Annotated in this window: 19 protein-coding genes and 1 pseudogene; 12 read left to right on the forward strand and 8 right to left on the reverse strand. The window is 68.0% G+C overall.

Features of this window, described 5'->3' with window-relative positions; translation table 11 throughout:
- Positions 1-3 precede the first annotated feature (3 nt).
- The 6 genes and pseudogenes from O3I_RS20910 (at position 4) to O3I_RS20935 (ending at position 8,400) form a co-directional block, all read left to right on the forward strand.
- Positions 4-447, forward strand: a complete 444-nt coding sequence (locus O3I_RS20910; RefSeq protein WP_014984964.1) for a hypothetical protein — start codon at positions 4-6, stop codon at positions 445-447.
- Positions 444-3,041, forward strand: coding sequence for an FHA domain-containing protein (locus tag O3I_RS46380; RefSeq protein ID WP_014984965.1), 2,598 nt, complete (start codon positions 444-446; stop codon positions 3,039-3,041). The genes O3I_RS20910 and O3I_RS46380 overlap by 4 nt, the downstream gene beginning before the upstream one ends.
- 614 nt (positions 3,042-3,655) lie before the next feature.
- Positions 3,656-4,183, forward strand: a pseudogene (locus O3I_RS20920) (HAD-IC family P-type ATPase); the annotation flags it as partial.
- Positions 4,184-4,643: 460 nt separating this feature from the next.
- Positions 4,644-5,363, forward strand: a complete 720-nt coding sequence (locus tag O3I_RS20925) for a dienelactone hydrolase family protein (protein WP_014984967.1) — start codon at positions 4,644-4,646, stop codon at positions 5,361-5,363.
- 614 nt (positions 5,364-5,977) lie between these two features.
- Entirely contained in the window at positions 5,978-7,141 is a 1,164-nt protein-coding gene (locus O3I_RS20930; protein WP_014984968.1) for an AI-2E family transporter, read from the forward strand.
- An 8-nt stretch (positions 7,142-7,149) separates the two neighbouring features.
- Complete coding sequence (locus O3I_RS20935; protein WP_014984969.1) at positions 7,150-8,400, forward strand: MFS transporter; 1,251 nt, start codon at positions 7,150-7,152, stop codon at positions 8,398-8,400.
- 68 nt (positions 8,401-8,468) lie between these two features.
- Here O3I_RS20935 and O3I_RS20940 read toward each other — a convergent pair whose 3' ends face one another.
- Together O3I_RS20940 and O3I_RS20945 are read right to left on the reverse strand one after the other, a co-directional pair.
- Positions 8,469-9,128 carry an enoyl-CoA hydratase-related protein gene (locus tag O3I_RS20940; RefSeq protein ID WP_014984970.1) on the reverse strand — a complete coding sequence of 220 codons (660 nt, stop codon included), beginning with the start codon at positions 9,126-9,128 and terminating at the stop codon, positions 8,469-8,471.
- A gap of 9 nt (positions 9,129-9,137) precedes the next feature.
- A complete protein-coding gene (locus tag O3I_RS20945) occupies positions 9,138-9,776 on the reverse strand; it encodes a TetR family transcriptional regulator (protein ID WP_014984971.1) in 639 nt (212 codons plus the stop codon).
- Between the two features lie 237 nt (positions 9,777-10,013).
- On the opposite strand from O3I_RS20945, the gene O3I_RS20950 reads away from it, so the two are divergent.
- Entirely contained in the window at positions 10,014-10,562 is a 549-nt protein-coding gene (locus O3I_RS20950; RefSeq protein ID WP_014984972.1) for a TetR/AcrR family transcriptional regulator, read from the forward strand.
- 3 nt (positions 10,563-10,565) lie between these two features.
- Here O3I_RS20950 and O3I_RS20955 read toward each other — a convergent pair whose 3' ends face one another.
- Positions 10,566-12,419, reverse strand: coding sequence for a Na+/H+ antiporter (locus O3I_RS20955; RefSeq protein ID WP_014984973.1), 1,854 nt, complete (start codon positions 12,417-12,419; stop codon positions 10,566-10,568).
- A 125-nt stretch (positions 12,420-12,544) separates the two neighbouring features.
- Here O3I_RS20955 and O3I_RS20960 point away from each other — a divergent pair, with 125 nt between their 5' ends.
- Positions 12,545-13,432: an alpha/beta fold hydrolase gene (locus O3I_RS20960; protein WP_014984974.1), complete on the forward strand. Its 888-nt coding sequence runs from the start codon at positions 12,545-12,547 to the stop codon at positions 13,430-13,432.
- A 577-nt stretch (positions 13,433-14,009) separates the two neighbouring features.
- Positions 14,010-14,561 (forward strand): TetR/AcrR family transcriptional regulator, encoded by a 552-nt coding sequence (locus O3I_RS20965; protein ID WP_014984975.1) that lies wholly within the window; start codon positions 14,010-14,012, stop codon positions 14,559-14,561.
- A gap of 223 nt (positions 14,562-14,784) precedes the next feature.
- Here the strand turns inward: O3I_RS20965 and O3I_RS46385 are convergent, their stop codons facing one another.
- Positions 14,785-14,922, reverse strand: a complete 138-nt coding sequence (locus O3I_RS46385) for a hypothetical protein (RefSeq protein ID WP_014984976.1) — start codon at positions 14,920-14,922, stop codon at positions 14,785-14,787.
- Positions 14,923-15,360: 438 nt separating this feature from the next.
- Here O3I_RS46385 and O3I_RS20970 point away from each other — a divergent pair, with 438 nt between their 5' ends.
- Entirely contained in the window at positions 15,361-15,750 is a 390-nt protein-coding gene (locus O3I_RS20970; RefSeq protein ID WP_014984977.1) for a hypothetical protein, read from the forward strand.
- 205 nt (positions 15,751-15,955) lie between these two features.
- Here the strand turns inward: O3I_RS20970 and rox are convergent, their stop codons facing one another.
- From rox to O3I_RS20985, 3 genes are all read right to left on the reverse strand, one after another.
- Positions 15,956-17,461, reverse strand: a complete 1,506-nt coding sequence (gene rox, locus O3I_RS20975) for a rifampin monooxygenase (RefSeq protein WP_272944309.1) — start codon at positions 17,459-17,461, stop codon at positions 15,956-15,958.
- Positions 17,462-17,989: 528 nt separating this feature from the next.
- Positions 17,990-20,194: a molybdopterin oxidoreductase family protein gene (locus O3I_RS20980; RefSeq protein ID WP_014984979.1), complete on the reverse strand. Its 2,205-nt coding sequence runs from the start codon at positions 20,192-20,194 to the stop codon at positions 17,990-17,992.
- 60 nt (positions 20,195-20,254) lie between these two features.
- On the reverse strand, positions 20,255-21,223 hold the full coding sequence (locus O3I_RS20985) for an SGNH/GDSL hydrolase family protein (protein WP_141691937.1): 969 nt from the start codon (positions 21,221-21,223) through the stop codon (positions 20,255-20,257).
- Positions 21,224-21,247: 24 nt separating this feature from the next.
- Here O3I_RS20985 and O3I_RS20990 point away from each other — a divergent pair, with 24 nt between their 5' ends.
- Positions 21,248-21,910 carry a hypothetical protein gene (locus O3I_RS20990; protein WP_141691936.1) on the forward strand — a complete coding sequence of 221 codons (663 nt, stop codon included), beginning with the start codon at positions 21,248-21,250 and terminating at the stop codon, positions 21,908-21,910.
- Entirely contained in the window at positions 21,907-22,308 is a 402-nt protein-coding gene (locus O3I_RS20995; protein WP_014984982.1) for a hypothetical protein, read from the forward strand. Before O3I_RS20990 ends, O3I_RS20995 begins: the two co-directional genes overlap by 4 nt.
- A gap of 572 nt (positions 22,309-22,880) precedes the next feature.
- Here the strand turns inward: O3I_RS20995 and O3I_RS21000 are convergent.
- Positions 22,881-23,510 (reverse strand): YczE/YyaS/YitT family protein, encoded by a 630-nt coding sequence (locus tag O3I_RS21000; protein WP_041562749.1) that lies wholly within the window; start codon positions 23,508-23,510, stop codon positions 22,881-22,883.
- Positions 23,511-23,982: the final 472 nt, after the last annotated feature.

Consider the following 23,982-nt stretch of genomic DNA (forward strand, 5'->3'; position numbering starts at 1 on the left):
CTGATGCTGCCAACTTTGAACGGGCGTATCCAGACCCGTGTGCTCGCGTTGAGTGTGATCGGCGCCTTCGTCGCTGTGCTCATCACGCCGCTGCTGCCGACCGGTTCGCTGAGCCTGGGCCAGGCCTACCGGGTGACGCTGTCGGTGCTGCTCGCCACCGTTCTGGTCGGCGTGCTGTGGGAGTTGCTCTACCATTTCTTGCAACAGTTCCGCTGGGAAAAGGACTGGCCGACGCTGTTCGGCTTCCTGACCGTGATCAACGAGGGGGCACTCATGTGGGTGCTCGTAGACCGCACCACCCTCGTGCTCCCCGAGCACCTGCACCCCTCGCTCACCGCGTTCCTCATCCAGTTCGTCCTCACCTGGATGGTGTTCTGGCTCATCGTGAACGGGCCGCTGCGGGTGCCGTTCCATCGTTGGCGATTCCAAGGTGGCAGGTTCCTGTGAACAGGCAGATCGAGGTCCTTCCCGGCGCGCACCTGGTGGCGAGCGCCGGCGGCGTGGTCGTTGTCGTCGCCCACCGGTCCGTGACACCGGTGACCCCCGCATCGATCGCGGGCCGCACCATGACGGCGCTGCTCGGGATCGTCCGGCGGGTCACCGCCGACGAACCCCGCCGCAGCGGGCGAACCGTCGCGCGGCTGGCCACCAACTGGCTGATGAGCCTGGAGAACGGCGACGAGGACGACGTCGAATTCGGTGTGCTCACACCGACCGACACCGGCGTCGCGGTCTTCCTGCACGGCGGGGTGAGCGCCGTCCTGGACGCAGGTCCGCGGACCGAAATACTGCGCGGCCGTGAAGCCGGATTCACCGTCGACCGCGTGGTGCTACCCGCCCCGTCCGTCGGTGCGGGGTTGTTCGTCGACGAAGTCGGCCTCGATATCGAAACCTTGCCGACCCGTGGGGTTTTCACGTTGACCGAAGGGACGACACCGGGGGCTGGAGCGGTCCTGTGGTTCGGCGCGAACGAGGCGGCGCTCGGCAGTATTGGTGTCCCGCACGCGGAAGGTGCGGCGGAGACCGCTGCCGCACGGCACACCGGACTGCCGGTCGCCCTCGGAGACGCACCGGCCGGCGCAGCCCAGCCCCCACCTGTTCCGACCGGAATTACCCACCCGCCCAAGGACGTCCGGCCCGGCACCGCACCGCGAGTGGCCCGGCCCACCGCCACAGACTTCAGCAAACACCCCGATCCAGCGCGCGATCACGGGGCAGGCGATGGCGCGACCGGTGCCGGTGCGTCCCGCGGCGCGGCTGCGGGTGGCGATCCGGCAGGAGTTGCACCCGAATCCGATTCGGGCAGTGGGCCGGTAGACGGATTCAGCGGTGCCCCACAAAGTTCGGCATCGGGCGCGGGCTCGTCCGGCTTCGTGCCGCGCGGTGCGGTCGGTGCAGACGATCGTCCCACCAGGTACATGCCGCCTGCAGGCAGCGATCGCGCCGCGTCCGCTGAGAGCGGGACAGCCGCGGCTATGGGGAGCGGTGCGTCCGGCGACGATGAGCGGCCGACGACATACATGCCGCCTGCCAGGAGTGAAAGTGCTGCGCCCGGTGGAGTACGGGGTGCGGGGCGTAGTACGGATCGCAGTGACGTGGTGGCCGGGCGCGGTGACGCGCCGACGGAGTATGTCGCGGCTGCTGATGGTGGTTTGTCAGCATTCGCGGGAAGTGTGGTGCCTCGGGGCGGTAAGCGGCCTTCGAAGGATATGCCGTCGTCGGGTAGTGATGCTCCGGCGGATTACGTGGACAGTGATGCCGTGCCACGCGGTTCGAGTCGCAGTGAGGGGGCGGCCCGAGATAGCAAGCCGGGTGACGGGGACGTGCCGTCGGGATACGTTGCGGCGGAGCGTAATTCGATGGAGGGCGTCGCGCCGAGCGGTGACGGGCGCCCCGGGACGTCGATGTCACCGCCAGGTGGTGACGTCCCGACTGAATATGCGGACAGTGGAGCGGTGAAGTCTGCCCTGGGCGGTCCGGAACGAGACGAGCGAGCCGGGGGCGGAGCGGCGGGCGGCGGGGACGCGCCGACGGAACATGTCGACAGTGGGGCGATCGGCTCTGCCCTGCGTGGTTCTCGCGGGTCGGGGCTAAGTGTCGCGCCCGGGGGAGACGAGCACCGACGGAGGTCCTCTGCGGATGATGCCCCCGCCGAATACGTTGCGTCGGCGGATAGCGCGACGCGCGGCACCGACGCAGGTGCTATGGGTCGCGGTGGTGACAGCGGGGCGGTCGGAGAACGTGATGCGGTCGCTGGCGGCGGTGCTGACAGTGGGGCGTCGACCGTCTTGGGTGACGCCGGCCAGGACTCCGGGGTGGCCGATGAGCGGCCGACGTCGTATATGCCGCCGGCAGGTGTCACGCCGCCGCGTCTGGTGAAGCCGAATGTGGTTGCGCCGCAAGAAGGGCGTCCGTCGAGCACGGACCCGCAGGAGCGGGTGGTGCACGACCGGGGTTCCGGGCCGGTGCATTACGGCGGTGCGGCGTCGGACATCGATATGCAGGAGACCATGGTGCCGACCTCGGCGCGGACTCCGCGCGTACCCGAGGTGGAGTCGAGCGATCCGGGGGTGGTGATCAAGGGGTTCAAGTGTGCCCGTGACCATCTCAACGATCCGCGGGTGTCGTTCTGCGCGGTGTGCGGCATTCGGATGGATCAGCTCACCTGTGTGCTGACCGACGGCGTGCGCCCACCCTTGGGACTGCTACTGCTCGACGACGGCACCTCTTATGTTCTCGATGCCGACTGCGTCCTCGGCCGCGAACCCGAACACGCCGAGGCGGTTTCGCGCGGAGCCCGCCCGGTCCGCCTGGAAGATCGCTCCGGCGGCATGTCTCGCGCGCACGCCGAGATCCGCTTGGTCGACTGGGATGTCACCGTCGTCGACGGCGGCTCCACCAACGGCACCCACATCCGCCAACCCGGCCACCAGGATTGGTCCCGCGCCATCCCCGGCCACCCCGTCAAACTCATCCCCGGCGCCCAAGTCCAATTAGGCAGCCGCGTAGTAACTTTCGACTCCCAACACGGCCAACTCTAGGTGCAATCGGGAGCACCGCACCGGGCACGGCGCGAGGTCCCGGCTAACTCGCGAGTGCCGCCATCGAGACCACTCGAGGAGGTCTGCGGGCTTCGGCCCACGCCCTCGCGGGTGCGCAGATGGCCGAGGTCGGCTCGAATTCGGCGACCATGGCGAGGGTTTCGCACGAACAGCTTGCCGAACGGGTCTGCCCAGTCGCAGATCTGGTTGCCGAGCCCGAACAGGTCGTCCAGGGATAGCCCGTCCTCCGTTGACATACCGTTCTCTCTAAAATACCTTTGCTTTCAAAGTTATATCAAGATGAACAGGGTCGGCCTTTCCATGCGGGCGGGCGCAACCCTTCATGGAGGAGAGACAAGTGACCGAACCAGCCGCACGCCTGCGCGCACTGACCATCGGATTGCACCCACGGGCCATGGACTACAGTCGTTTCCCCGATCTGGACGAGGCACAACTCACGTCCAGGGTCGACGTCGCCAATGCCGCTCTACAGAACACCGAATTCGACGTCACGCCGTGCATGGTCCACACCTCACCCGCGGAAGCTGAATCCGAAATCCGCAAGCTGCTGGCGAACCAGTCGTTCGATCTCGTCATGGTGGGCGGAGCGGTGCGGGCGTTCCCCGAGCACCGCGGAGCGGATCGCGGCCGGGCTCGGCATCGACACGGTGATCGCGGAGGTGCTGCCCGGCGACAAGGCGGCGAAGATCGCCGAGCTGCAACGCGGGGGCCGCAAGGTCGCGATGGTCGGCGACGGTGTGAACGACGCGCCCGCGCTGGCGGGGGCCGATCTGGGGATCGCGATCGGTGCGGGCACCGACGTCGCGATCGAGACCGCCGATCTGGTACTGATGCGTTCGGACCCGCTGGATGTGCCGACCGCTCTGCGCATCGGTCGCGGCACCTTGCGCAAGATGCACCAGAATCTGGCGTGGGCGGTCGGCTACAACACGATCGCGCTGCCGATCGCGGCGGGCGTGTTCGTTCCGGCGTTCGGGTTCACGCTGCGGCCGGAGATCGCCGCCATGTCGATGTCGGGTTCCAGTATCATCGTGGCGTTGAATGCGGTGTCGCTCAAGCGACTTCGACTGCCGGGACAGAGTCCGGCCCAGTCAGCGGAGGAGCGCCCCGCCCATCACTGATCGCCCGCGGATCGTTCCGGCCGACCGGTCACGTGCCGCTGGAACGGATCTGGGGCGGCGTGGATTATCGGCCCGGCTTACCGTCACGACCGCCTCCGCGATTGCGGCGGCAGGACCCACGCCGTCGGCCGCTGCACCCCACCAACTACAGCGCGCCACCATGGCGCTTCGCCCGCGGCACCGAGTGGTGGTGAGCGGGCGCCGGCCGAGATAGGCGCCGCCCACCGCGACGCCGCCACCGACTGCGCGCTCCCGCGCACTTCTCGTCACCCCGCGCGCGTGTCAGCCGACCGACATGCGCGCGGGACGACGAGAAGTGCGCGGCAGTCTGCGCACCGACTCCCTTGCGCCTGACGTCAGTGCCCGTGGTTCCACGCCGCCACAGCCTGACGATCGACCGGCCTGTGCACAGACAAACCGCCCTGTACATGTCTGAGACACTGGCCTAGATTCGGTGGTCATGGACACGATTGAACTCACCACCCCCGATGGACGGCTGGAGGCGATGATCGCCCGGCCGTCGGGACAGGGCCCGTGGCCCGGGGTCGTGGTGATCCACGATGCGGTGGGGTTCAGCGCCGATCTGCGGCGCACGATGCGCATGCTCGCCGACTACGGGTATCTGGCGGTCGCGCCGAACCTGTTCTCCCGCGGCCGGGTACGGTGCGTGCGCTCGATCTACCGGGCGCTGGTGTCCACCGGCGACGGACCGGCGGTGCGTGACGTGCTGGCCGCGCGCGATCACCTCGTCGCCCAACCGGACTGCACCGGGCGCACCGCCGTCGTCGGATTCTGCATGGGCGGCGGGTTCGCGTTGCTGGTGGCGCCCAAGGGGTTCGACGCGTCGGCGCCGTTCTATCCGTCACTGTTCGCCGATTACCGGTCCGTGCTCGACGGCGCCTGCCCGGTGGTGGCCAGCTTCGGCCAGCGCGACCCCGTGTTGATCGGCAAGGCCGCCAAACTGGAACAGACCCTGACCGAGTTCGGTGTCGAGCACGACATCAAGGTCTACCCCGGCGTCACCCACGCGTTCGCCAACCTGACCGCGGCCGACCCGGTCCTGCGCGTCACCGGCCTGGGCTACAACGAGGACGCCTCCCGCGACGCATGGCAGCGCATCTTCGCCTTCTTCGACACCCACCTGTCCGCCGACAAACCCCCGGTCGCCGAATCCTCGTAGGTCAACGGCGTTGCGATGCATCGCGCGCGGATCATTAGGCGCGCCCGGCACCGGTAATCACCCCGACCGCAGCTGCGGGTCGGTGGCCAGCGCGGCGTTCATCGCCTCGGGACGGTTCAACGTGATGACGGCGATATAGCCCCGGGCGTTCCAGGGTGGCGGCGGACGAGGGCCCTCCTTCGAGGTCGGTCACGCGAACCTACCGGGCGCGTCCACCACGACTGCCCGGATCCCGGTGAGCGGGACGGGATTTCGCCGCTGGGAACACATCCCTCACACACCGCCCCGGCGGCACGCGCTGGTCAGTTGATCACCAGGTAATGGTGGCGGCCTCGGCCGAGAGGCTTCCGCGACCTTTACACCTGGTGACCACTCGACCAGTTCGAGTGTTGTGCTCGGACGACCGCGCACAGCTCCGCCGAGTGTGACGGGCTCCTACCGGTTTCCGGCGCGTTGTGGACGCGTCGGACGTGGGGTGCCGTGCGAGACTGTGCCCGTGATCGAGCGTCGGCATCGTTCGGGCGGCAACGTCCGGCGGCGTCGGTGGCCGCATGACGGGCAGCGTCGAGCAAAGGCGCACCGGTGCTGGAGTCGAGGAGCAGTGAGGCGCAGGCATGAGTGAGCCGAAGGAAACGGCGGAGGAGATCCCCGCGGACCGTGGTCGGCGGCCGGGCAGGGATCGCGGTGAGGTGATCGGGTCGGGTCTGCTGTGGCTCGCGAAGTGGGCGCTGTGCATCGTCGCGATCGCGGCGGGCAGCTGGGTGCTGCTGTATCTGATCGGGAAACTGTGGGTGGTCATCCTGCCGGTGGCGTTGGCGATCGTGGTCGCCACGGTGCTGTGGCCGCCGACGCGCTGGCTGGTCGAGCACGGTTTGAAGCCGGGCCTGGCCGCGACGATCACCGTGGTCGGCTTCATCGCCGCGCTGGCCGGCGTGATCGCGCTGATCGTGCCCTCGGTGGTGGATCAGGCGCCGGAGCTGGCCGACAAATCCACCGCGGGCGTGAACAAGGTGCGCGACTGGTTGCAGGGCCCGCCGCTGCGTATCCGCGACGAACAGCTCAGTTCGGCGGTCGATGCGATCGTGTCCCGGTTGCAGTCGAGCGCCGAGCAGATCGCGACCGGCGTGTTCACCGGCGTGAGCACCGCGACCTCGGCCCTGATCACCCTGTTCCTCGTGCTCGTGCTGGCGTTCTTCTTCGTCAAGGACGGCCCGCGCCTGCTGCCCTGGTTGCACGCCGTGCTCGGCAGCCGCAGCGGACGCCACGTCGAAGAGGTGCTGAACCGGGTGTGGGTGACCCTCGGCGGATTCATTCGCACGCAGGCGCTGGTCAGCTTGATCGACGCGGTGTTCATCGGCGCCGGTCTGGTGATCCTGGGTGTGCCGTTGGCTTTGGTGCTGGCGGTGATCACGTTCATCGGTGGGTTCGTGCCGATCGTGGGCGCGTTCGTGGCGGGTGCGCTGGCGGTGCTCGTCGCGTTGGTCGGCAACGGGTTGACCACGGCGTTGATCGTGCTGGCCATCGTGCTCGCGGTGCAGCAGCTGGAAGGCAATGTGCTGCAACCGGTGCTGCAGAGTCGCAGCATGCAGTTGCACGCGGTGGTGGTGCTGCTCGCGGTGACGGCGGGCGGGTCGCTGTACGGGATCGTCGGCGCGTTCCTGGCCGTGCCGGTCGCCGCGATCGTCGCCGTCGTGGTCCGCTACATCGGTGAACAGATCGACGTGGTCACCACCGCACCGCCCGAATCCGACGACGAAGTCCGACCCGCCCCCGAGTAACCCCGCCGATGCCCGCTGACCGCCTCGATGCCGCGTTCGCCCGATTGTGGTCGGCGGCAACGATTTCGAGCTTCGGCGACGGAGTGACCCAGATCGGCGCCACCCTGCTGGCGGTGTCGATCACCCGCGACCCGATCGCGGTCTCGGGACTGATGATCGCCCAGGTGACGCCGTTCCTGGTGTTCGGTCTGCCCAGCGGCGTGCTGGTGGACCGGTTCGATCGACGGCGGCTGATGACCCTCGCGACGATCGTCCGCATCGCCGTGCTCGGTACGGTCAGCGTCGCGGTCGCGACCGGTCATGCGGGACTACCGTTGCTCTATGCGGCCTTTTTCGTGGTGGGCTGCGCGGGCCTGGTCTTCGACAACGCTTCGGTCACCGCGATTCCCGCAGTGGTCGCACCCGCACATCTCGATCGCGCCAACGGACGCATGCAAGCGACCCGGGCGGTCATCGAACAGGTACTCGCGCGCCCGCTCGGTGTCGTGTTGTTCGGCATCACCGCGTGGACACCGTTCGTGGTCGACACCGCGGGTTTGGTCGCGGTCGCCGTGCTGGCGGGCACGCTCCCGGCGGCCGTCGGCCGACGCGTGCCCGACAGTGGCCGGCCTCGGCTCACTGCCGCGGTCGCCGACGGGGCGCGCTGGTTGTGGCGGCATCGCTTGATCCGCACCCTCACGCTCACCGTGGGACTGTCCAATATCGGTCTCGGCGCGATCTTTTCGCTGCTGGTCCTGATCGCGCAGGAACGTTTGGGGGTCGGCGACACCGGCTATGCGGTGCTGCTCGTCGCTGCCGCGCTCGGCGGTGTCTGCGGCGGCTTGACCGCGCCGCGGATCATTGCCGCGCTGGGGCCGGGCACGACGTTGCGGGTGGGGTTGCTCATCGAGATCGCGGCCTATGCCGGGATGGCTTCGACGCACAGCGTTGTCGTCGCTGTGGGTATCCTCGTGCCTTTCGCTGTGCACCTGTCGGTGTTCTCCACGATCGGCGCCTCGCTGCGTCAGTCGCTCGTGCCGCCGGAGTTGCTCGGGCGGGTGCACAGCGCGTATCGCCTCATCGGCGCGGGCGGATTGTTCCTCGGTGCGTCGCTGGGCGGATTGCTGGCCGGACGGTTCGGTCTCGCCGCACCCCTCTGGCTGGGGGTCGTCTGCGCGGTGGTGTTCACCCTGCTGGCCTGGCGCACGTTCGCCGACCACTCGATTGCGGCTGCCCGCGTGGCCAGGGGACATGAGGCGGCCGAGGAGGGTCAGCGATAGACGGTGCGGCCGAATCGTGCTGTCCGATCCGAGGGCGCCGGGCAGTGGCGCCCTCGAGCCGGATGCGGTCAGGCGCGGCCTGCGGCGAGGGCGGTGATGGCGGGGCCGAACATGGTGTTCTTGATGGCGGTGAGGGTGCCGCGATCTTTACCGCCCAAGGGGGCGAGCATAGCCAGGGCGGCGTCGGTGACCGCGCCCTCGGCGGCGGTGGCGTCGACGATGTCGTAGGCGAGTGCGTCGGTGCCACCGAAGCGGCGGCCGGTGGTCATCGACGCGATCGCGGCCTTGGGGGTGAGCTTGGCTTGGATGAGCGCCGCCATACCCGGGGTGAACGGGATGCGGATATCGGCTTCGGGGAAGCAGAAGTAGCCGCGGTCGGCGCGCATGGCGCGGTAGTCGTGCGCGATGGCGAGCATGGCGCCGGCGCCGAAGGCGTGCCCGGGCAGCGCGGCGGCGGTCGGCACGGGCAGGGTGAGCACCCGGGTGAACAGCGCCTGCACCTGGGCCACATACCAGTCGCCGCGATCACTGTTGGCGCTCAACCAGTCCAGGTCCAGACCGTTGGAGTAGAACTTTCCACCGGCCGTGGTGACCAGCCCTTGCGCGTCGGCGTCGAGGGCAGCGTCGAGGTGAGTGTTCACCTCGACGAGAAACTCCGGTGAGAAACGGTTCTCGTTGTCGCCCAGATCGAGGACGGCGATCTTGTCGTGGTAGCTCAGGCTCGGCATCGAGGGTTCCTAACTGTTGCGGGTTACCGGACGGTCGGTGGCACCGGGCGGCGGGCCGATCGCGAGCACAGCCCGGACCGCCGCTCGAAGTTGTTCGCGGGCAATGGGATTGGTGAGGCGGTCGCGGCGCAGCAGGATCGCGGTCGGCAGGTCGACCAGGCACAGGGTGAGCACGTCGACGGCGCGCCGGTCGCGCCGGTCCCAGAGCTGACGAGTCAGCCGGATCAGTAAATCCACCAGCGCCTTGTCGGCGGCGGCCAGCTCGGCGGCGACGGTGCCGGGGGCCTGGCCGAGCAGTTCGTCGCGGGGGACGATCAGCAGCAGTCGCGCCGAGGTCGGGAACTGTCCGGCGAAGTCCAGCGGTGCTTCGGCGGCGGCCAGGACCGCTTCGACCGCATCGGGAGTCGCGCTGCCGAGCGCCGCGTCGACCAGGCCGGTTTGCAGGGCCTGGAAGCGGTATGCGGCACGTAACCAGGTGCGTGCGAGCAGTTCCGCGCGCGAACCGAAGGTGTGATAGATCGCGCCGTTGGACATCCCGGTGGCCGCCGCGACCGCGCGGGTGGTGACCGCGGCCGGCCCGGAGCGCACCACCAGCGACTCCGTGGCGTCGAGCACGGCGTCGGGGTCGTGGGTCCGGGGGCGGGGCACGCGTTCATCGTAACAGAGCGTTCGCTCTGTTACTCGGGCGATGGCGTTCGACCCGGCTCACCCCTGACCGCATGCGCCGATTACCCACGCGCACTACGTATTTCGCACGGTAACAGCTACTGCGGGTCGCTGGAACAGGCTGTTCCGTCCTTCGGATATCCGCGTACGCGCCGACCCGGCAATGGGGTACTGTTCGGTCCTCCCACCCTTGCCCGAACGAACAGAACGGCGCCCGGCATGTCACGTGTGGTCACCAAGGAGCAGTACTTCGACAGCGCTCTGGAGGTGCTCGCCGAACTGGGGTTCAAGGGTCTCAACATCGGTGTGCTGTGCCGTCGGCTCGGTGTCACCAGCGGGTCGTTCTACCATCATTTCGGCAGCTGGCAGGGTTTCGTGGACGCGCTGCTCGAGCACTGGGAGAACCGGCAGGTGCTGATCCTGCGCACGCTGAAGTTCAACCAGGGCAATCCCGACGACGACATCCGCGCCATGTCCGACCTGGCCGCGGGCCTGCATCATGCCGCGGAGGCCGCGATCCGCGCCTGGGCCGCCAACGACGAATCGGTGAACCTCGCGCTCAAGCGGGTCGACGAATCCCGCAGGCGCACCGTCCACAAGGCGATCATGGGCGTGGTCGGCGACGAGGAGACCGCCGCCACCGTCACCTCGCTCGGCATGTCGATGCTGATCGGCTACCAGCAGATCGCCGCGGGCGGCGAGGACGTCTCGCTGGACAAGCTGCTCACCGAGTACGCGCGGCTGATCTATTCACACGCACGCCGCTGACACCTAACCCAGCAGCTCGTCGACGTAGCACCAGCGCCACGCCTCACCGGGCTCCACGCTGCGCATCACCGGATGCCCGCTGCCGGCGTAATGCTTGGTCGCGTGATTGCCCTCCGAGGAGTCACAGCACGCGATGTGCCCGCACGCCAGGCACATTCGCAGATGCACCCAGCTGAGGCCTTCGGCCAGACATTCGGCGCATTCGTCGGGCTCGTCGGGGTTCATGACCAGCGGCGCGGCCCGCAGATGCGCGCAGCTGTCCGCCATCGGGACGGCGAGGGGTTCGACGCGCTCGTCGTCGGCTTCGTCGTAGCGGTCGATCATCGATTCCTCGAGGTCGAGCCGAGCCAGCACATGTTGCAGGATCTCGTAGTCGAGACTGCCCGAATCCCGTACGCGCAGCACGGTTTCCCGTTCCGCGGCGAGCATCGCCAGGCGCAGTCGGCGGTATTCGGCGGTGGGAGTGACCGATTCGGATTCCGCGCGCCCCAACCGCTCCCACGCGGCATTGGCCTTCCATGCCACCCGGTCCCGCAGTTGCTGCACGACTCCCGGCGGCGTGTCGGGAGTGGTCGCCTCGTCGAGGGCGGCCAGTCCCGCGGAGGTGGCTTGCTGGAGCAGGCTCGCCTTGCGCAGCGCGTCCTCGGCGCGGCTGGGTCCGCGCAGCCGGATCAGGCGCACCAGCCACGGCAGCGACGTACCCTGCATCAGCAGGGCCCCCGCGACGACCACCAGGGCCAGCAACTTCAGTACCGGCAGTTGCGGGGTGTCCTCGGGCAGCAACAGCACCGCGGCGAGGGTGACCACCCCGCGCATGCCCGCCCAGGACACGACCGTCGAATGTTCCAGCGGCACAGTGCCCGAACGCCCGAGCCGGCGCACGAGCAACGACCACGGGAAGATCCACAGCGGCCGCGCCAGCATCACCGTCACCAGCACCGCCACCGCGGTGATCACCAGGGTGCGGTGATCGAGCCCGCTGCTCCACGCCCCCTCCAGGATCGCGCGCACCTGCAATCCGATGATGACGAAGACCGAACTCTCCAGAATGAACTGGATGGTGCGCCAATTGGTGCGTTCGGCGATCCGCGACGCCGCACTCTGCCACACCGGTGCGCCGTGACCGAGAATCATCCCGCAGGTGACGACCGCGATCACACCCGAGGCGTGGATCCCCTCGGCGGGCAGATAGGCGGCGAAGGGCGCGAGAAACGACAGCGTCGTGTCCAGCACCGGGTCGCTGATCCGGCGGCGCAGCAGCGCGAGCAGATAGGCGACCGCCACACCCACCGCGGCGCCACCGCCGGCGGCGAGCAGGAAATCGCCGCCCGCGGTCCACACCGACACCGCACCGGCCGACGCCGCGATCGCGGTCCGCAACGCCACCAGCGCGGTCGCGTCGTTGAACAGCGACTCCGATTCGAGGATGGTGACGATCTGGCGCGGCATCCCGATCCGGCGGGCCACCGCGGTCGCGGCCACCGCGTCCGGCGGCGCGACCACCGCACCCACGGCCACCGCCACCGCGAACGGCACCGGCAGCAGCCACCACACCACCGCCGCGACCGCGAACGTCGTGAACAGCACCAGCCCCACCGACAGCGACACGATCGCCCGCACGTTCGCGCGGAAATCCACCAGCGAGGTCCGGATCGCGGCCGTGTACAGCAGCGGCGGCAGCAGACCCAGCAGGATGATCTCCGGATCGGGATGGATCTCGGGCACGAACGGCAGATACGACGCCGCCACCCCGGCCAGCGTCAGCACCAGCGGTTCGGACAATCCGAACCGGCGCGCCAGCGCCGCCAACGCCGCCGCCGACGCCACGAGAACCACCAAGCCGATCGCGACATGCACCGTCGCATTCTCGCAGAGCGCATGTGCGGCAACCTGGCCCGCGGTAGATGATGTGTCCGGTGTCGACGGATTTCCTGTGCCGGACCGGTCGAGGGTCCATGCTTGTCGGCGACAGGGAGGTAGGCATGGAGGAATTCGCGTTCTGGCGGGCCAACGGCCGACGGTTCACCCACCGCGGCCACCAGATCTTCTATCGCGACGGCGGCTCGGGAGCCGACGGCACACTGCTCTGCATCCACGGTTTCCCGACCGCGTCCTGGGACTGGCATCGGCTCTGGCCCGGACTGTGCGAGCGGTTCACCCGGGTACTCGCGCCGGACATGATCGGCTTCGGCTGGTCGGCCAAACCGCTCAGCTACACCTACACGATCGCCGACCAGGCCGATCTGCACGAAGCCCTGCTACGGGGGCAGGGGATCGACCGCTTTCACATCCTGGCCCACGACTACGGTGACACCGTCACCCAGGAACTGCTGGCCCGCGATGCCGAACGCCGCGCCGCCGGCGACGAATCACTGGTCATCGCCTCGGTGTGCCTGCTCAACGGTGGATTGTTCCCCGAGACGCACCGGGCCCGTCCCGCGCAACGACTGCTCGCCGGACCCCTCGGACCGCTGGCCGGCGTGTTCGGCACCGAACGCGTTTTCGCCGCCAGCCTGGCCGCGGTGTTCGGCCCCGACACCCGCCCCAGCGAAGAAGAAATGAACCAGTTCTGGCTGCTGTGGTGTAGCCGGCACGGTAAACGCAACGGGCACAAGCTGATCCGCTACATGGGCGAGCGGCGCAAGTACCGGGAACGCTGGGTCGGCGCCCTGCGCGACACCCAGGTCCCGATCCGGCTCATCGACGGCCTGCGCGACCCCGTCTCCGGCGCCCACATGGCCCGCCGCTACCGCGAACTCATCCCCAACCCCGACATCGTCGAACTCGAGGTGGGCCACTACCCGCAACTGGAAGCCCCCACCGACACCCTCAACGCCTTCCTCGACTTCCACACCCACGCGACGAAATAGGCGAGGGGCGGGACGCCGGCCCTCACGGCCGAGAGTGCAGATCCGCCCGGGACGAAGTCGTCACCCGCGCCGTCGAGCACTGGACGCAATGTGGCAGGCAGTGCCGATCGCGGGCTGCTTACTGCGGAGCGCACCGGCCCGTCCGGTTCGAGGCGTGGCGCTGAGCAGGACACGGTCCGATGGCCGAGGTGGCCGGCCTGGGATAACCGGGAGCGCGCCACTGGTCGACGGCGCAGTAACGTCCGAGTACGTCGTACACGAGCTGCGGCGAGTACGGCTGCCTGGTCTGGGTCGAGGGCCGCGGCGCGGGACTGGTCGGCAAGGTCCGCGGACTGCGCAACGGCACGAATCGGCACACCGTGCAATCCTGCTGATCGGCATGCGCAGGCAGTCTCGATCGGGGCCTGCTCACTGCGGAGCGCACCCACGCGTCCAGCGGAACGCGCGGTGCATGCGTCTGGGGGCTGGGGATGTGCCGGGTTTATGGCACGTCCCATAACATGGCGGTATGGCAGCGACACGCCGAGCTCGAGGTGAAGGTTCCGTCCGTCCGCGTCCCGGGGATGCGCGACGCCGGATGGTCGAGGGGGCGATCGACTCGCTGCGGGTACGGGGGGCCAGTGCGACCAGTGTGGATCGGGTGCTCGCCAGCACGGGCGCACCGCGCGGATCGGTGTATCACCACTTTCCCGGCGGACGCACCGAGCTGATCAACGACGCGGTGGTGGCGGCGGGCACGTTCATGTCCGAATACATCGAACGCCTCACCCTCGAACACGACCCGACCTCCGCGCTCGAACAGTTCGCCGACATGTGGCGGCGCACCCTGCTCGACAGCGACTTCCGCGCCGGCTGCCCGGTGTTCGCGGTCGCCGTCGAAACCAACGACGAAGCCCCCGAATTCGCGCGTGCCGCCGCCGACTCCTTCGACCGCTGGCAACGCGCCCTGGCCGGCATGCTCGTCCGCGACGGCATCCCGCAAGCGCGTGCCGCCCGCCTCGCCACCCTCACCGTCACCTCGTTCGAAGGCGCGATCGCCCTGAGCCGCGCCCGCCGCACCCTGACCCCCCTCGACGACATCGTCCAGGAACTACACGACCTACTCGTCGCGGCCCGCCCCAGCAGTTGACGACGGCCGAAGTCGTCGCAGCCGCCCCCCGCACCTGATGACAGCCGCACAACACGTGCGGTCATCGCGGCCCCGCCCCGCATCTGATGACGGCCGCGCCACACCTACGGTCGGTGCTGCCCGCCTGGCATCGGACCGCGGCAAGCACCCCGCCTGCGGTTTATCGCGCCATCCCAACGGCTGCCCATTTCGCCGTGCTCGGTTACCCGCGCGCCGTGCCCGTTCAGGTGGTCGCAAAGTCCTGCATCCGGGCAGGCAGCGCAGCATAGCGCGTGGTCAGGGTCGGCATCCCCTCGTGGTTCGGGGCGAAGATGCAGCCCATGTACAGGCCGAAAAGTCCCTGGTGCACCGCGAAGAACACGAGCGCTTTGTCCGAGCACGTGACGGAGGCTGCGGCCGTCGTGCGTCGTCGCACGTTGCCGTACCGTTCGCGCTTCGTACGCGGTGACCAGCTCGCCGACGGCCGCGTAGCGCGGTCATCCCACAGGGTTCTCACAGAGGTTGTCGACACCTCGCACAGCGACTTGCCGCGCGCCGCGCCGACCCTCGGTGCGCGAGGTCTGTGACGTGGTGTTGGTCTGTTATTCAGGGGAATTGGTGGCGGCATCGGTCGAGAGGACAACGCCACCATTGCCTCCTGATCAACAGACCAACATCTACGCGAACCGTCGCACCCTATATAGCTCTGGCGGCCCGTGCGGATCCCGAGAAGTGGTGCGGTTGTTTCGTGTGCTGATCGCGACGCGACGGTGATGTCGTCGCAGGGACACAGGACGGTGGTGACCGTAGAGTTCGGCGCATGGCGTTCCAACTCGAGCTGCGGCCGACTCCACCCTTGCCGTTGACCCCGGAATGCCTGGTACACACCGGAATAGCGCGATTGTTCGTCACCGGCATGCTCGTGCAGGGCTCCGGCGCACCGCCCGAACAGTTCGGCTTCTTCGTCCCGACCGCGACCGCACTACCCGAGGGCACCCCGGAACCGCGACTGCTCGCCGAAGCGCACCTCATGACCGGCATCGCCACCTCCACCTCCGGCAACTTCCCCTTCGGCGTCGAATACGTCCGAGCCGCCTACGCCCCCGACCCCCGCGGCGGCACCGACCGCTGGCTCTACCTCAGCGGCGCCGCCCACATCGGCCGCGAAATCCGCCTCGGCTACCGAGTAACCGTCTTGACCGTCAATTGAACTGCCCCACAGCACTTTTCGCGCTTCCACGCGCGGGCGCAGCAGTCGAAGGTGTAGCGGCGCTTGCCGTCGACTGCGGTGGAAGTGCCTATTCCCTGGTCGCGGACCACCAGATCCACGCCGCGCGCCTGCAGCGCGTCGGACAGCTCGATCAGACGCTCGCGGGAGCGGCCGAGCCGGCCAGCTGCCTTCCGATGGTCAGTTCCTACCCGCCCGTTCGATCCTCCTCGCGGGCAGTCGGCTGCCCGGATGTGAACTCAGTGGCAGGTTCGCCGAACCAGCGCGACAGACAGTCGTTCAGCTCCTGCTGATCGTCTCCGAACCAGGCGACATGGCCGTCGGGGCGTAGCAGGACGCATGGAACATCAAGTGCCGCAACGGGATCTGCGAGGTAGTCGACCCGGTTCGACCAACCGCCGACGGTCAGGCGTTCGGTGCGGTCCAGCAGCAGGCCGCGGCCGCGGTGCAGCAGACTGTAGAGGCGGCCCTGTTTCAGGTCGATGTCGGCCAGGCGGCGGCCGAGCAGGTCGGGGCCCTCGCCGAAGTCGTAGCGTATGCCGGTCGCGGTGATCTTCTCGATCAGATAGCGGTTCACCTCATCGAAGTCCATCAATTCGGTGAGCAGCCTGCGCACCGCCTGCGGGCCTGGTTCGGTGGCGTGCAGTTCCATCTGGGCGCGAGTGTTGTCCAGCACGTCCTCGGCGACCGGATGACGTTCAGCATGGTAGGTGTCCAGCAGTGTTTCCGGCGCCCAGCCGCGGATCTGTGCGGCCAGTTTCCAACCCAGGTTGAACGCGTCCTGAATGCCCAGGTTCAGGCCCTGACCACCGGCAGGCGGATGGATGTGCGCAGCATCGCCGGCCAGCAGCACACGCCCGACCCGATAGCGCTCGGCCAGCCGAGTGGCATCGCCGAAGCGGGACAACCCGCGCGGGGAGTGCACGCCGAAATCGGTTCCGGCGATGGCGCGCAGCTGTTGTTTGAAGTCCTCGAGGGTGGGCGGTTCCGCGGGATCACTGACGCCCGCAGCGGGGACGACAACGCTGTAGGTCCGATCGCCCACGGGCCGGAGACTGAATCGCTTGTTGGTTCGGTAGATCTCGGCTGCCTTGGCGGCGATCTCCTGCTGCGGCACATCCACTTCCATCTCGCCCATCAGCGTGTCGTTCTGTGCGGGCTCGCCGGGGAAGCCGACGCCTAGCAGTTTGCGCACCGCGCTGCGCGCGCCGTCACAGCCGACGAGGTAACGCGCACGCAGCGGCACACCGTCGGCCGGCTCGACGGTCACGCCGTCATCGTCCTGCTCGAAACCGGCCACCGCGCAACCGCGCCGGACCTGCGCGCCCAGCGTGATCGCGTGTTCTTCGAGCAGGCGAACGATGACCGCCTGCTGGATGCCCAGCAGATACGCGTACGCGGAATCCAGGCCGTCGGGCGCAGGCTTGGGAATCGCGGCGAAGATGCCGCCGACCGGACGCCGCCTTCCGTGTTCGAGAATGCGATCCAGCAGACCGCGCATCGCCATCAGCTCGAGACTGCGCATGTGCAGGCTGACTATGCGCACGAACGACGCAGGCTCGGTTTCCTTCTCCAGAACGAGTACCCGCACACCGTGCAGACGCAGTTCGGCGGCCAGCATCGCACCCGTTGGTCCGCATCCGGCGATGATCACGTCGAACGAGGGGGACGTGCGATCGGTGTCGGGGGACAGCGACCGACGGCCGGAGACACCACCGGCACCGACATCGCGCTCAAAAACGTTGTCGTCGCCGAAGCGGTTTTCGGAATTGAATTGCACGATAGTGCCTTTCAGGAGTGCTGGTGAACGGCGCTCCCGGACGGCCTACCGCCCGACCATGACCCACAAGGGGAGCACCCGTGTCGACACTGCGTTCACTGATACCACCTCCGCGGTCTCTTGCACGGCCTCCGGAAAAGTAACAGTGGCCGCTGTGGTTCGCCAACAGGTTTTGCAAAGAACCCGAACGCGCACTGCTCGGCTGCTTACAGGCCGTTGACGAGCGACGGCACGAGTATCGAGCCGAGGTCACAGGGAGCAACAATCGCAAGAGGTCGAGTGCCTGTCGACCATCTCGTTCGCGGTGCCGTCGGGTCCCGCTTCAGGTCGCGGGGTGCCGGATAGAGCCAGGCGGCCCCGCCCGCCGCGAACCAGCGCCACCGCGAGCCCGGCCCAGAATCGAGACACCGATGCCGGTTACTGCGGCAACCCTGACCCGGATCACACAGTCGACGCGACATCCACCGATGTGGCGGCGACCGGGGACGGAGGTGCGGCGGTGACGGTGACCCAGGTGTTGTTGACGGCGGAGGTACCCGAGAACGGGTCGGTGAGGGCGGGGTCGTGCAGCAGGTTGACGTTGGCGCCGGGGGAGGACGCCGCCACCGTCCAGCCGACACCGGGTTCGCCGTGACCCCAGCCGTGCGGGATGGCGATCGTGCCTGCGCGGATGTCGTCGCTGACCTCGAGCGGGACCACGATCGACCCGGTGGGTGAGCTGACGGTGACCGGCGCACCATCGGTCAGGCCGCGCGCGGTCGCGTCGTCGGGGTGCATGAGCGCGGTGCAGCGGTCGCGGCCTTTCACCATCGCGGGCACGTTGTGCAGCCAGGAGTTGTTGCTGCGCAGATGCCTGCGCCCGATCAGTTTGAGGTCGTAGCCGTCGGCCGGAGTGGTGAGCGAGTGACCGCGCCGCGCATTGGTCAGCACCTGCTGTGCCGCGGCAACGAAATCGGCGGGCGCCAACCGCACCTTGCGGTCCTTCGTCCCGATCAACGCACGCAACCGCGGCGTCAACGGACCCAGATCGATCCCGCCCGCCGCCGCCCGCGCCTTCGCGACGGTCAGCCCTTTGCGCCCACGCCGCAACACCCCGTACGGTCCCGTCGCGACACCGACGGTCGCGATCCGCAACGGACTGACCTGACCCAGCACACCATTGAGCACCTGCCCGGTGAACCGGCGCGCGGGCAACGGCACCAACTCGGTGATCATCCGCGCCAGAATCTGCCAATCTTCCAACCCCTCGGCGGGCGGCTCGAACACTCGCGCGTCGTAACGCAGGTTGTTGCGCACACTGAACACCGGGAACAGGATGTTGACGTCCTCACGTTCCAGCGGTGAGATCGGCGGCAGGATGATGTCGGCGTGCCTGGTCGTCTCGGTGACGTACATGTCCACGGCGACATAGAAATCCAGCGACTCCAGCGCCGCACCCAACCGGCCGCGCTGCGGCGTCGACAGCACCGGATTGCCCGCATAGGTGATCATCGCGCGGATCCGCCCGCGGCCTTCGGTAAGGATCTCCTCGGCCAGCGCCGCGACGGGCAACTCCGTCCGGAACGACTTGTAGGTGCCGGAGCGGTCGGTCCACGCCCCATAACCCATCGGCAGATACTTCGCGAACCGCGCCGCGTCGATCGGCGGCTTGGCGAACATCTGCCCACCCGCCCGGTCCAGGTTCCCGGTCACCGCGTTGATCGCGTTCACCAGCCAATGCGTGAGCGTGCCCGTCACCTGCTGACAGACCCCGATCCGCGCGTACAGCACCGCCGAACTCGCGGTCGCGTGCGCCCGCGCCAGCTCACGGATGACCTCGGCGTCGACACCGGCGTGCGGCGCCAGCAGCTCCGGTGAGGCCTCACCGACCAGCGCACGCAACTCGTCCCATCCGGTGCACTGGGCGCGAATCGCTCGCTCGTCACACAGGTTCTCGGTCACCAGCACGTGCAGCATCGCCAGCAGCAGGTACACGTCACCGCCGGGACTGATCGGCACATGCTGGTCGGCCAGGCGCGCGGTCTCGGTCCGCCGCGGATCGATGACCACCACCCGACCCCCGCGCCGGCGCACATCCCGGATCCGCTGCTTGGCGTTGGGCATCGTGGTGATCGACCCGTTCGAGACCGCGGGATTGGCCCCGAGGATCACCAGCCGATCGGTCCGATCGATGTCGACCACCGGCATCAGCACATTCGACCCGAACATCCGCCACGCCACGAACTCCTGCGGGAACTGGTCGATCGAGGACGCCGAATAGAAGTTCCTGGTCAACAGCACCGCGCGCAGCAGCGCCCCGTAGATCACCGAGGAACTGTGCGCGGCCGGATTACCCAGGTACATACCGATCGCGCTGGGCCCGTGCTCGTGACGTACCGCGCGCAGCCGCTGCCCGATCTCGCGGAAGGCCTCATCCCACCCGATCGCCTCGAAACGCGAACCCACCCGCTTCACCGGGGTCCGCAGCCGATCGGGGTCGTGGTGCAGTCCGCCCATCGCGGTGGCCTTCGGGCAGATGTAGCCCTGGGACAGTACGTCGTCGGGATTGCCCTCGATCCGGGTCACCCGCTCGTTCTCGGTGGTGACCAGAATTCCGCAATGCGCCTCGCACAGCGTGCACTGCCGCGCGATCGTGGTAGCACCCATCGGTTTTCACCTTCTGCCGGTTCCCCACAGGCTATCAACCAACCGTAGGCGGCTCTACGATCAATCCGCCAAGGCCGCGAGCACGCTGCGCGCCTGATGATCGGCACCGAGCTGATTGGGATGGAACGGTACCGCGAGCCCCGGCGGATCGGTCGAGAGCGGGATCAGACCCTCCACCCAGCGTGTACCGGGCGGCTGGCAAGCATCATGGCCGCCGCTGGTGCTGTAGGTGTCCACCAACTCGACCTTCGTCGCCAGCGCCACCCGCGCCAGCATCGCATTCAACTCGATCAGCTTGCGGCCCAGCCAATCCGCGTCCCGATCCGAAATTGGCACCAGCGGAAAACAACCCGCACCGGTCCGCACGCCGGCAAAGTAGTCCAGCAACAGAATCCGCGCCCGCGGCGAACGCGCCCGGATCCCTGCGACCGCGCCCGTCACGGCACGTTCGGCCGCCTCGATCCTCACCGACATCCGGTCCACCCCACCGGAAACCAGCGAATCCAGACACGGCGACACCGCCGGATCGGTAGTCAGGCAGTTCTGCACCGTCGCCGCCAACCCCGCGTCGTTGCCACCGATGCCGAGCGTCACCAGATCCGTCGACGCGCTCAGCCGATCGAACTGCGGGGGATTGACGCCCATCGGAACACTCTGCGCCGCCGTCATATTCACCGTTGTCGCCGCGCCACACGTCGCGTCCTCGAACACCGGCACCGACAACGCCGCCGCCACCTGCTTGGCATAACTGCGCCGGCTCTGCCCACAACCCAGCGGCACGAACTCGTCGCTCGGCTGACTCAACGACGCGTCCGCCGCCCACGAATCACCCAATGCCACATACTCACCGAACGCCGGCGCCGCCGACGCGACCGGCACACCACCGATCGGCACGACCATTCCCACAGCCGCACACGCCAATACCATCCGCGCTGTACCGCGCACCACGCCTCCTGACCGCCCGACCCGAATCACACCGTGCTGGACGGTCGTCCAGCCCAACTGCAACCTAACATCAATCCCGAGCAACCCCAGCGCTATACGATGCAGACCATGCCAACGCGCCGCTCCCGCCTGCCGGCCGCACTCGGAGCGCTCCTGATCGCCGCCACCACCACCGGCTGCATCGGCGCAGTCGACCGCGCCGACTTCGAACACACCCTGCGCACCCGCGGCGGCGGACTCGTCTCAGCCCTGCCCGCCGCAGCCTTCGACGCCCTGCACCGACGCCTCGGCGTCGACGACCTCCAAGCCTCCGTCATCCTGTTCACCACCCCCGACTCCAGCCAATTCCGGCTCACCACCATCGACCAGCCACCCCAGGTCAGCCGCTACTTCAACGACCACCACAACCTCGCGGGCCAAGACACCGCCGTACGCCTACGCATCCGCGTCCCCGGCCACCCCGACCAGCAAGACGACTACACCTACGCCAACGGCACCCTGCACGGACCCGACCCCGTGCACGTCTCCGCCCTCGACGACCTCGACGCCGAATCCTTCGCCGTCCGAGACGTTTCCGGCCTGCGCGCCCTGGAACAGATCATCGACACCGCGGTCACCCGAACCCAGGTCGACGGCGGCTACGTCTCGGCCATCGTGGTCAACCGCATCGGCACCGAAATCATCATGACCGTCAACGTCGCCTCGGCCCGCACCACCATGATCGCCCAATTCGACCAGGCCGGAAACATGCTACGAATGCGACAGGCATGAGCGACGCACACCCCGAAGACCACACCCCGCGACGCGCCCCGAAAATCCTGGCCACGCTGGCCGCCATCCTCACCGGCACCGCGATACTGGGATGCGTACTGCCCATTGCCATCTGGCCCGGCGAAGCAGAACTCACCGCGCCCCTGTTCTGCGCGGAACCGTTCACCGAACCGATCGTCGTCTCCGACACCTACCACGACTCCGAAGGACAGAGCACGAACTATTCGATGTACTGCGTCGGCGAGCGTGGGCAATACACCGAAGTCGGTTTTCTGCGGCCGTGGATCGCACTGTGGGTGCTGCACAGCATCATCGTGATCGCGGTGGTCGGCATCGTTCGGTTGTTGCGCTGGCGGCCGGCGCGACCCGTGGTTCAGGACGATCCGTTGGTGAGTTGAGGGGCGAGCGGACCAGTGGTCACGGCTGGCGCTCCGCCGAGCAGGTGCTGTGCGACCAACGGCCTGAGACTCGTTCGATATCGCGATAGGACTACTCGGTATCCGCGCAGACCGCTTGGCCGGCTGTACGACACGGAGTCCTTGGGCCTCTGACCAGGGCTATCGCCCTCAACTATCGTCACAGTGACGATTCTCGATCGGTTCGAGGGTTGCGGAGATAACGGCGGGGGAGTCGACCGCTCGCCGAGACGCGCGCACGGAGCATGATCAACGCCTCGGGCGAGTGCCGTCGAACCGCGTCGTTCGACAGCCCGAGTGATTCGGCTCGACTCTCGAGCGAAACGATCCGTCGCGGCCCGGACGCGGGAGTCGTCGGTTCCGCTCGCGGCGGTCGGCGAAACCGATCGCGGCTTCGTGTTGCGGGCGATCGGATATGGCGCCGCGACTGCGTTGGTAATCCGAGGCAAGGTCGGCGCCGAACCTACGGCAACGGAGCCCGTGGCAACGAACAGGACGACGGCGGCGATGTGCCAACTGCATCGATGTCGCAGGCTGGATGCCCGAGATGCCGTTCAGGCCGGGACAACCGGGGCAGGCTCGGTAGCGGTCCGAGGTTCGAACCCTGGAAGGAAACGGTTCGCCGTCGGGATCATCAGTTGGATCAGCGGACCGATACCGAACGCGTACACCACCGTGCCGATCCCGACACTGCCGCCCAGAATCCAGCCGATCGACAACACCGTCACCTCGATGGACGTCCGCACCACCCAGACCGAAACACCCGTCCGCCGGACCAGTCCAGTCATCAGTCCATCACGCGGACCCGGCCCCATACCGGCGCCGATGTAGAGCACCGTCGCGATCGCATTCAGCACCACCGCGGCACCCATCGCCACCACCCGCGCCGGAATCGCCTCCCACGCCGGCAGCAGCCACAGGCCCACATCCACCGACACGGCGATCACCACCACATTGCTCACCGTGCCCAGGCCGGGCCGCTGCCGCAACGGAATCCAGGCCAGCAGCACCGCGATACCGGTAATCGCCGTCACCGCACCGAAACTGAGCGGCACGTGACCCGCCACACCCTGATGGAACACATCCCACGGATCCAGTCCGAGCCCCGCCCGCACCATCACCGCCATCGAGAACCCGTACAACCACAGCCCGACATACAACGCACCCAACCGACGAATCAACACCGACCCAGCATCGCCGACCACTGGCCATCCAAAACAGAGCCAGTCATGAAGTGATGGACTGCCGACAGAAGACCAATCGCCGGATCACGTGCGCACCACCGCAATCGACCACACCTTCGGACGATCGATGCGGCGCGCCAGAGTCTCGCAGGCCGAGCGAGTCCGCGGCGTAGTGCACGCGAGGCATGTCAGAGCCCATGCCGCACAACAAGTTACCGCCCACTCACCTACCTTAGAATCGTCACAGTGACGTTTTGAACGTAGGTGAGTGGACCCAGGGGAGAAGCCTCGAATATCCCAATCCGGGCCCGCCTCAGGACTTTACGGCCAAATCGCCAAACGGCAGGAATATTTACATCGGCCACAGATCAACCCAGGGAACACCGGCACAGCCGACGACGCACATGACACCAGGGCCAGAACCCTAGGCCGCCCGGACAGCGGGGATCCGCCGCATGAAACACCGCCAACG

The sequence above is a fragment of the Nocardia brasiliensis ATCC 700358 genome (assembly GCF_000250675.2).
In the GTDB taxonomy this organism is placed as follows: domain Bacteria; phylum Actinomycetota; class Actinomycetes; order Mycobacteriales; family Mycobacteriaceae; genus Nocardia; species Nocardia brasiliensis_B.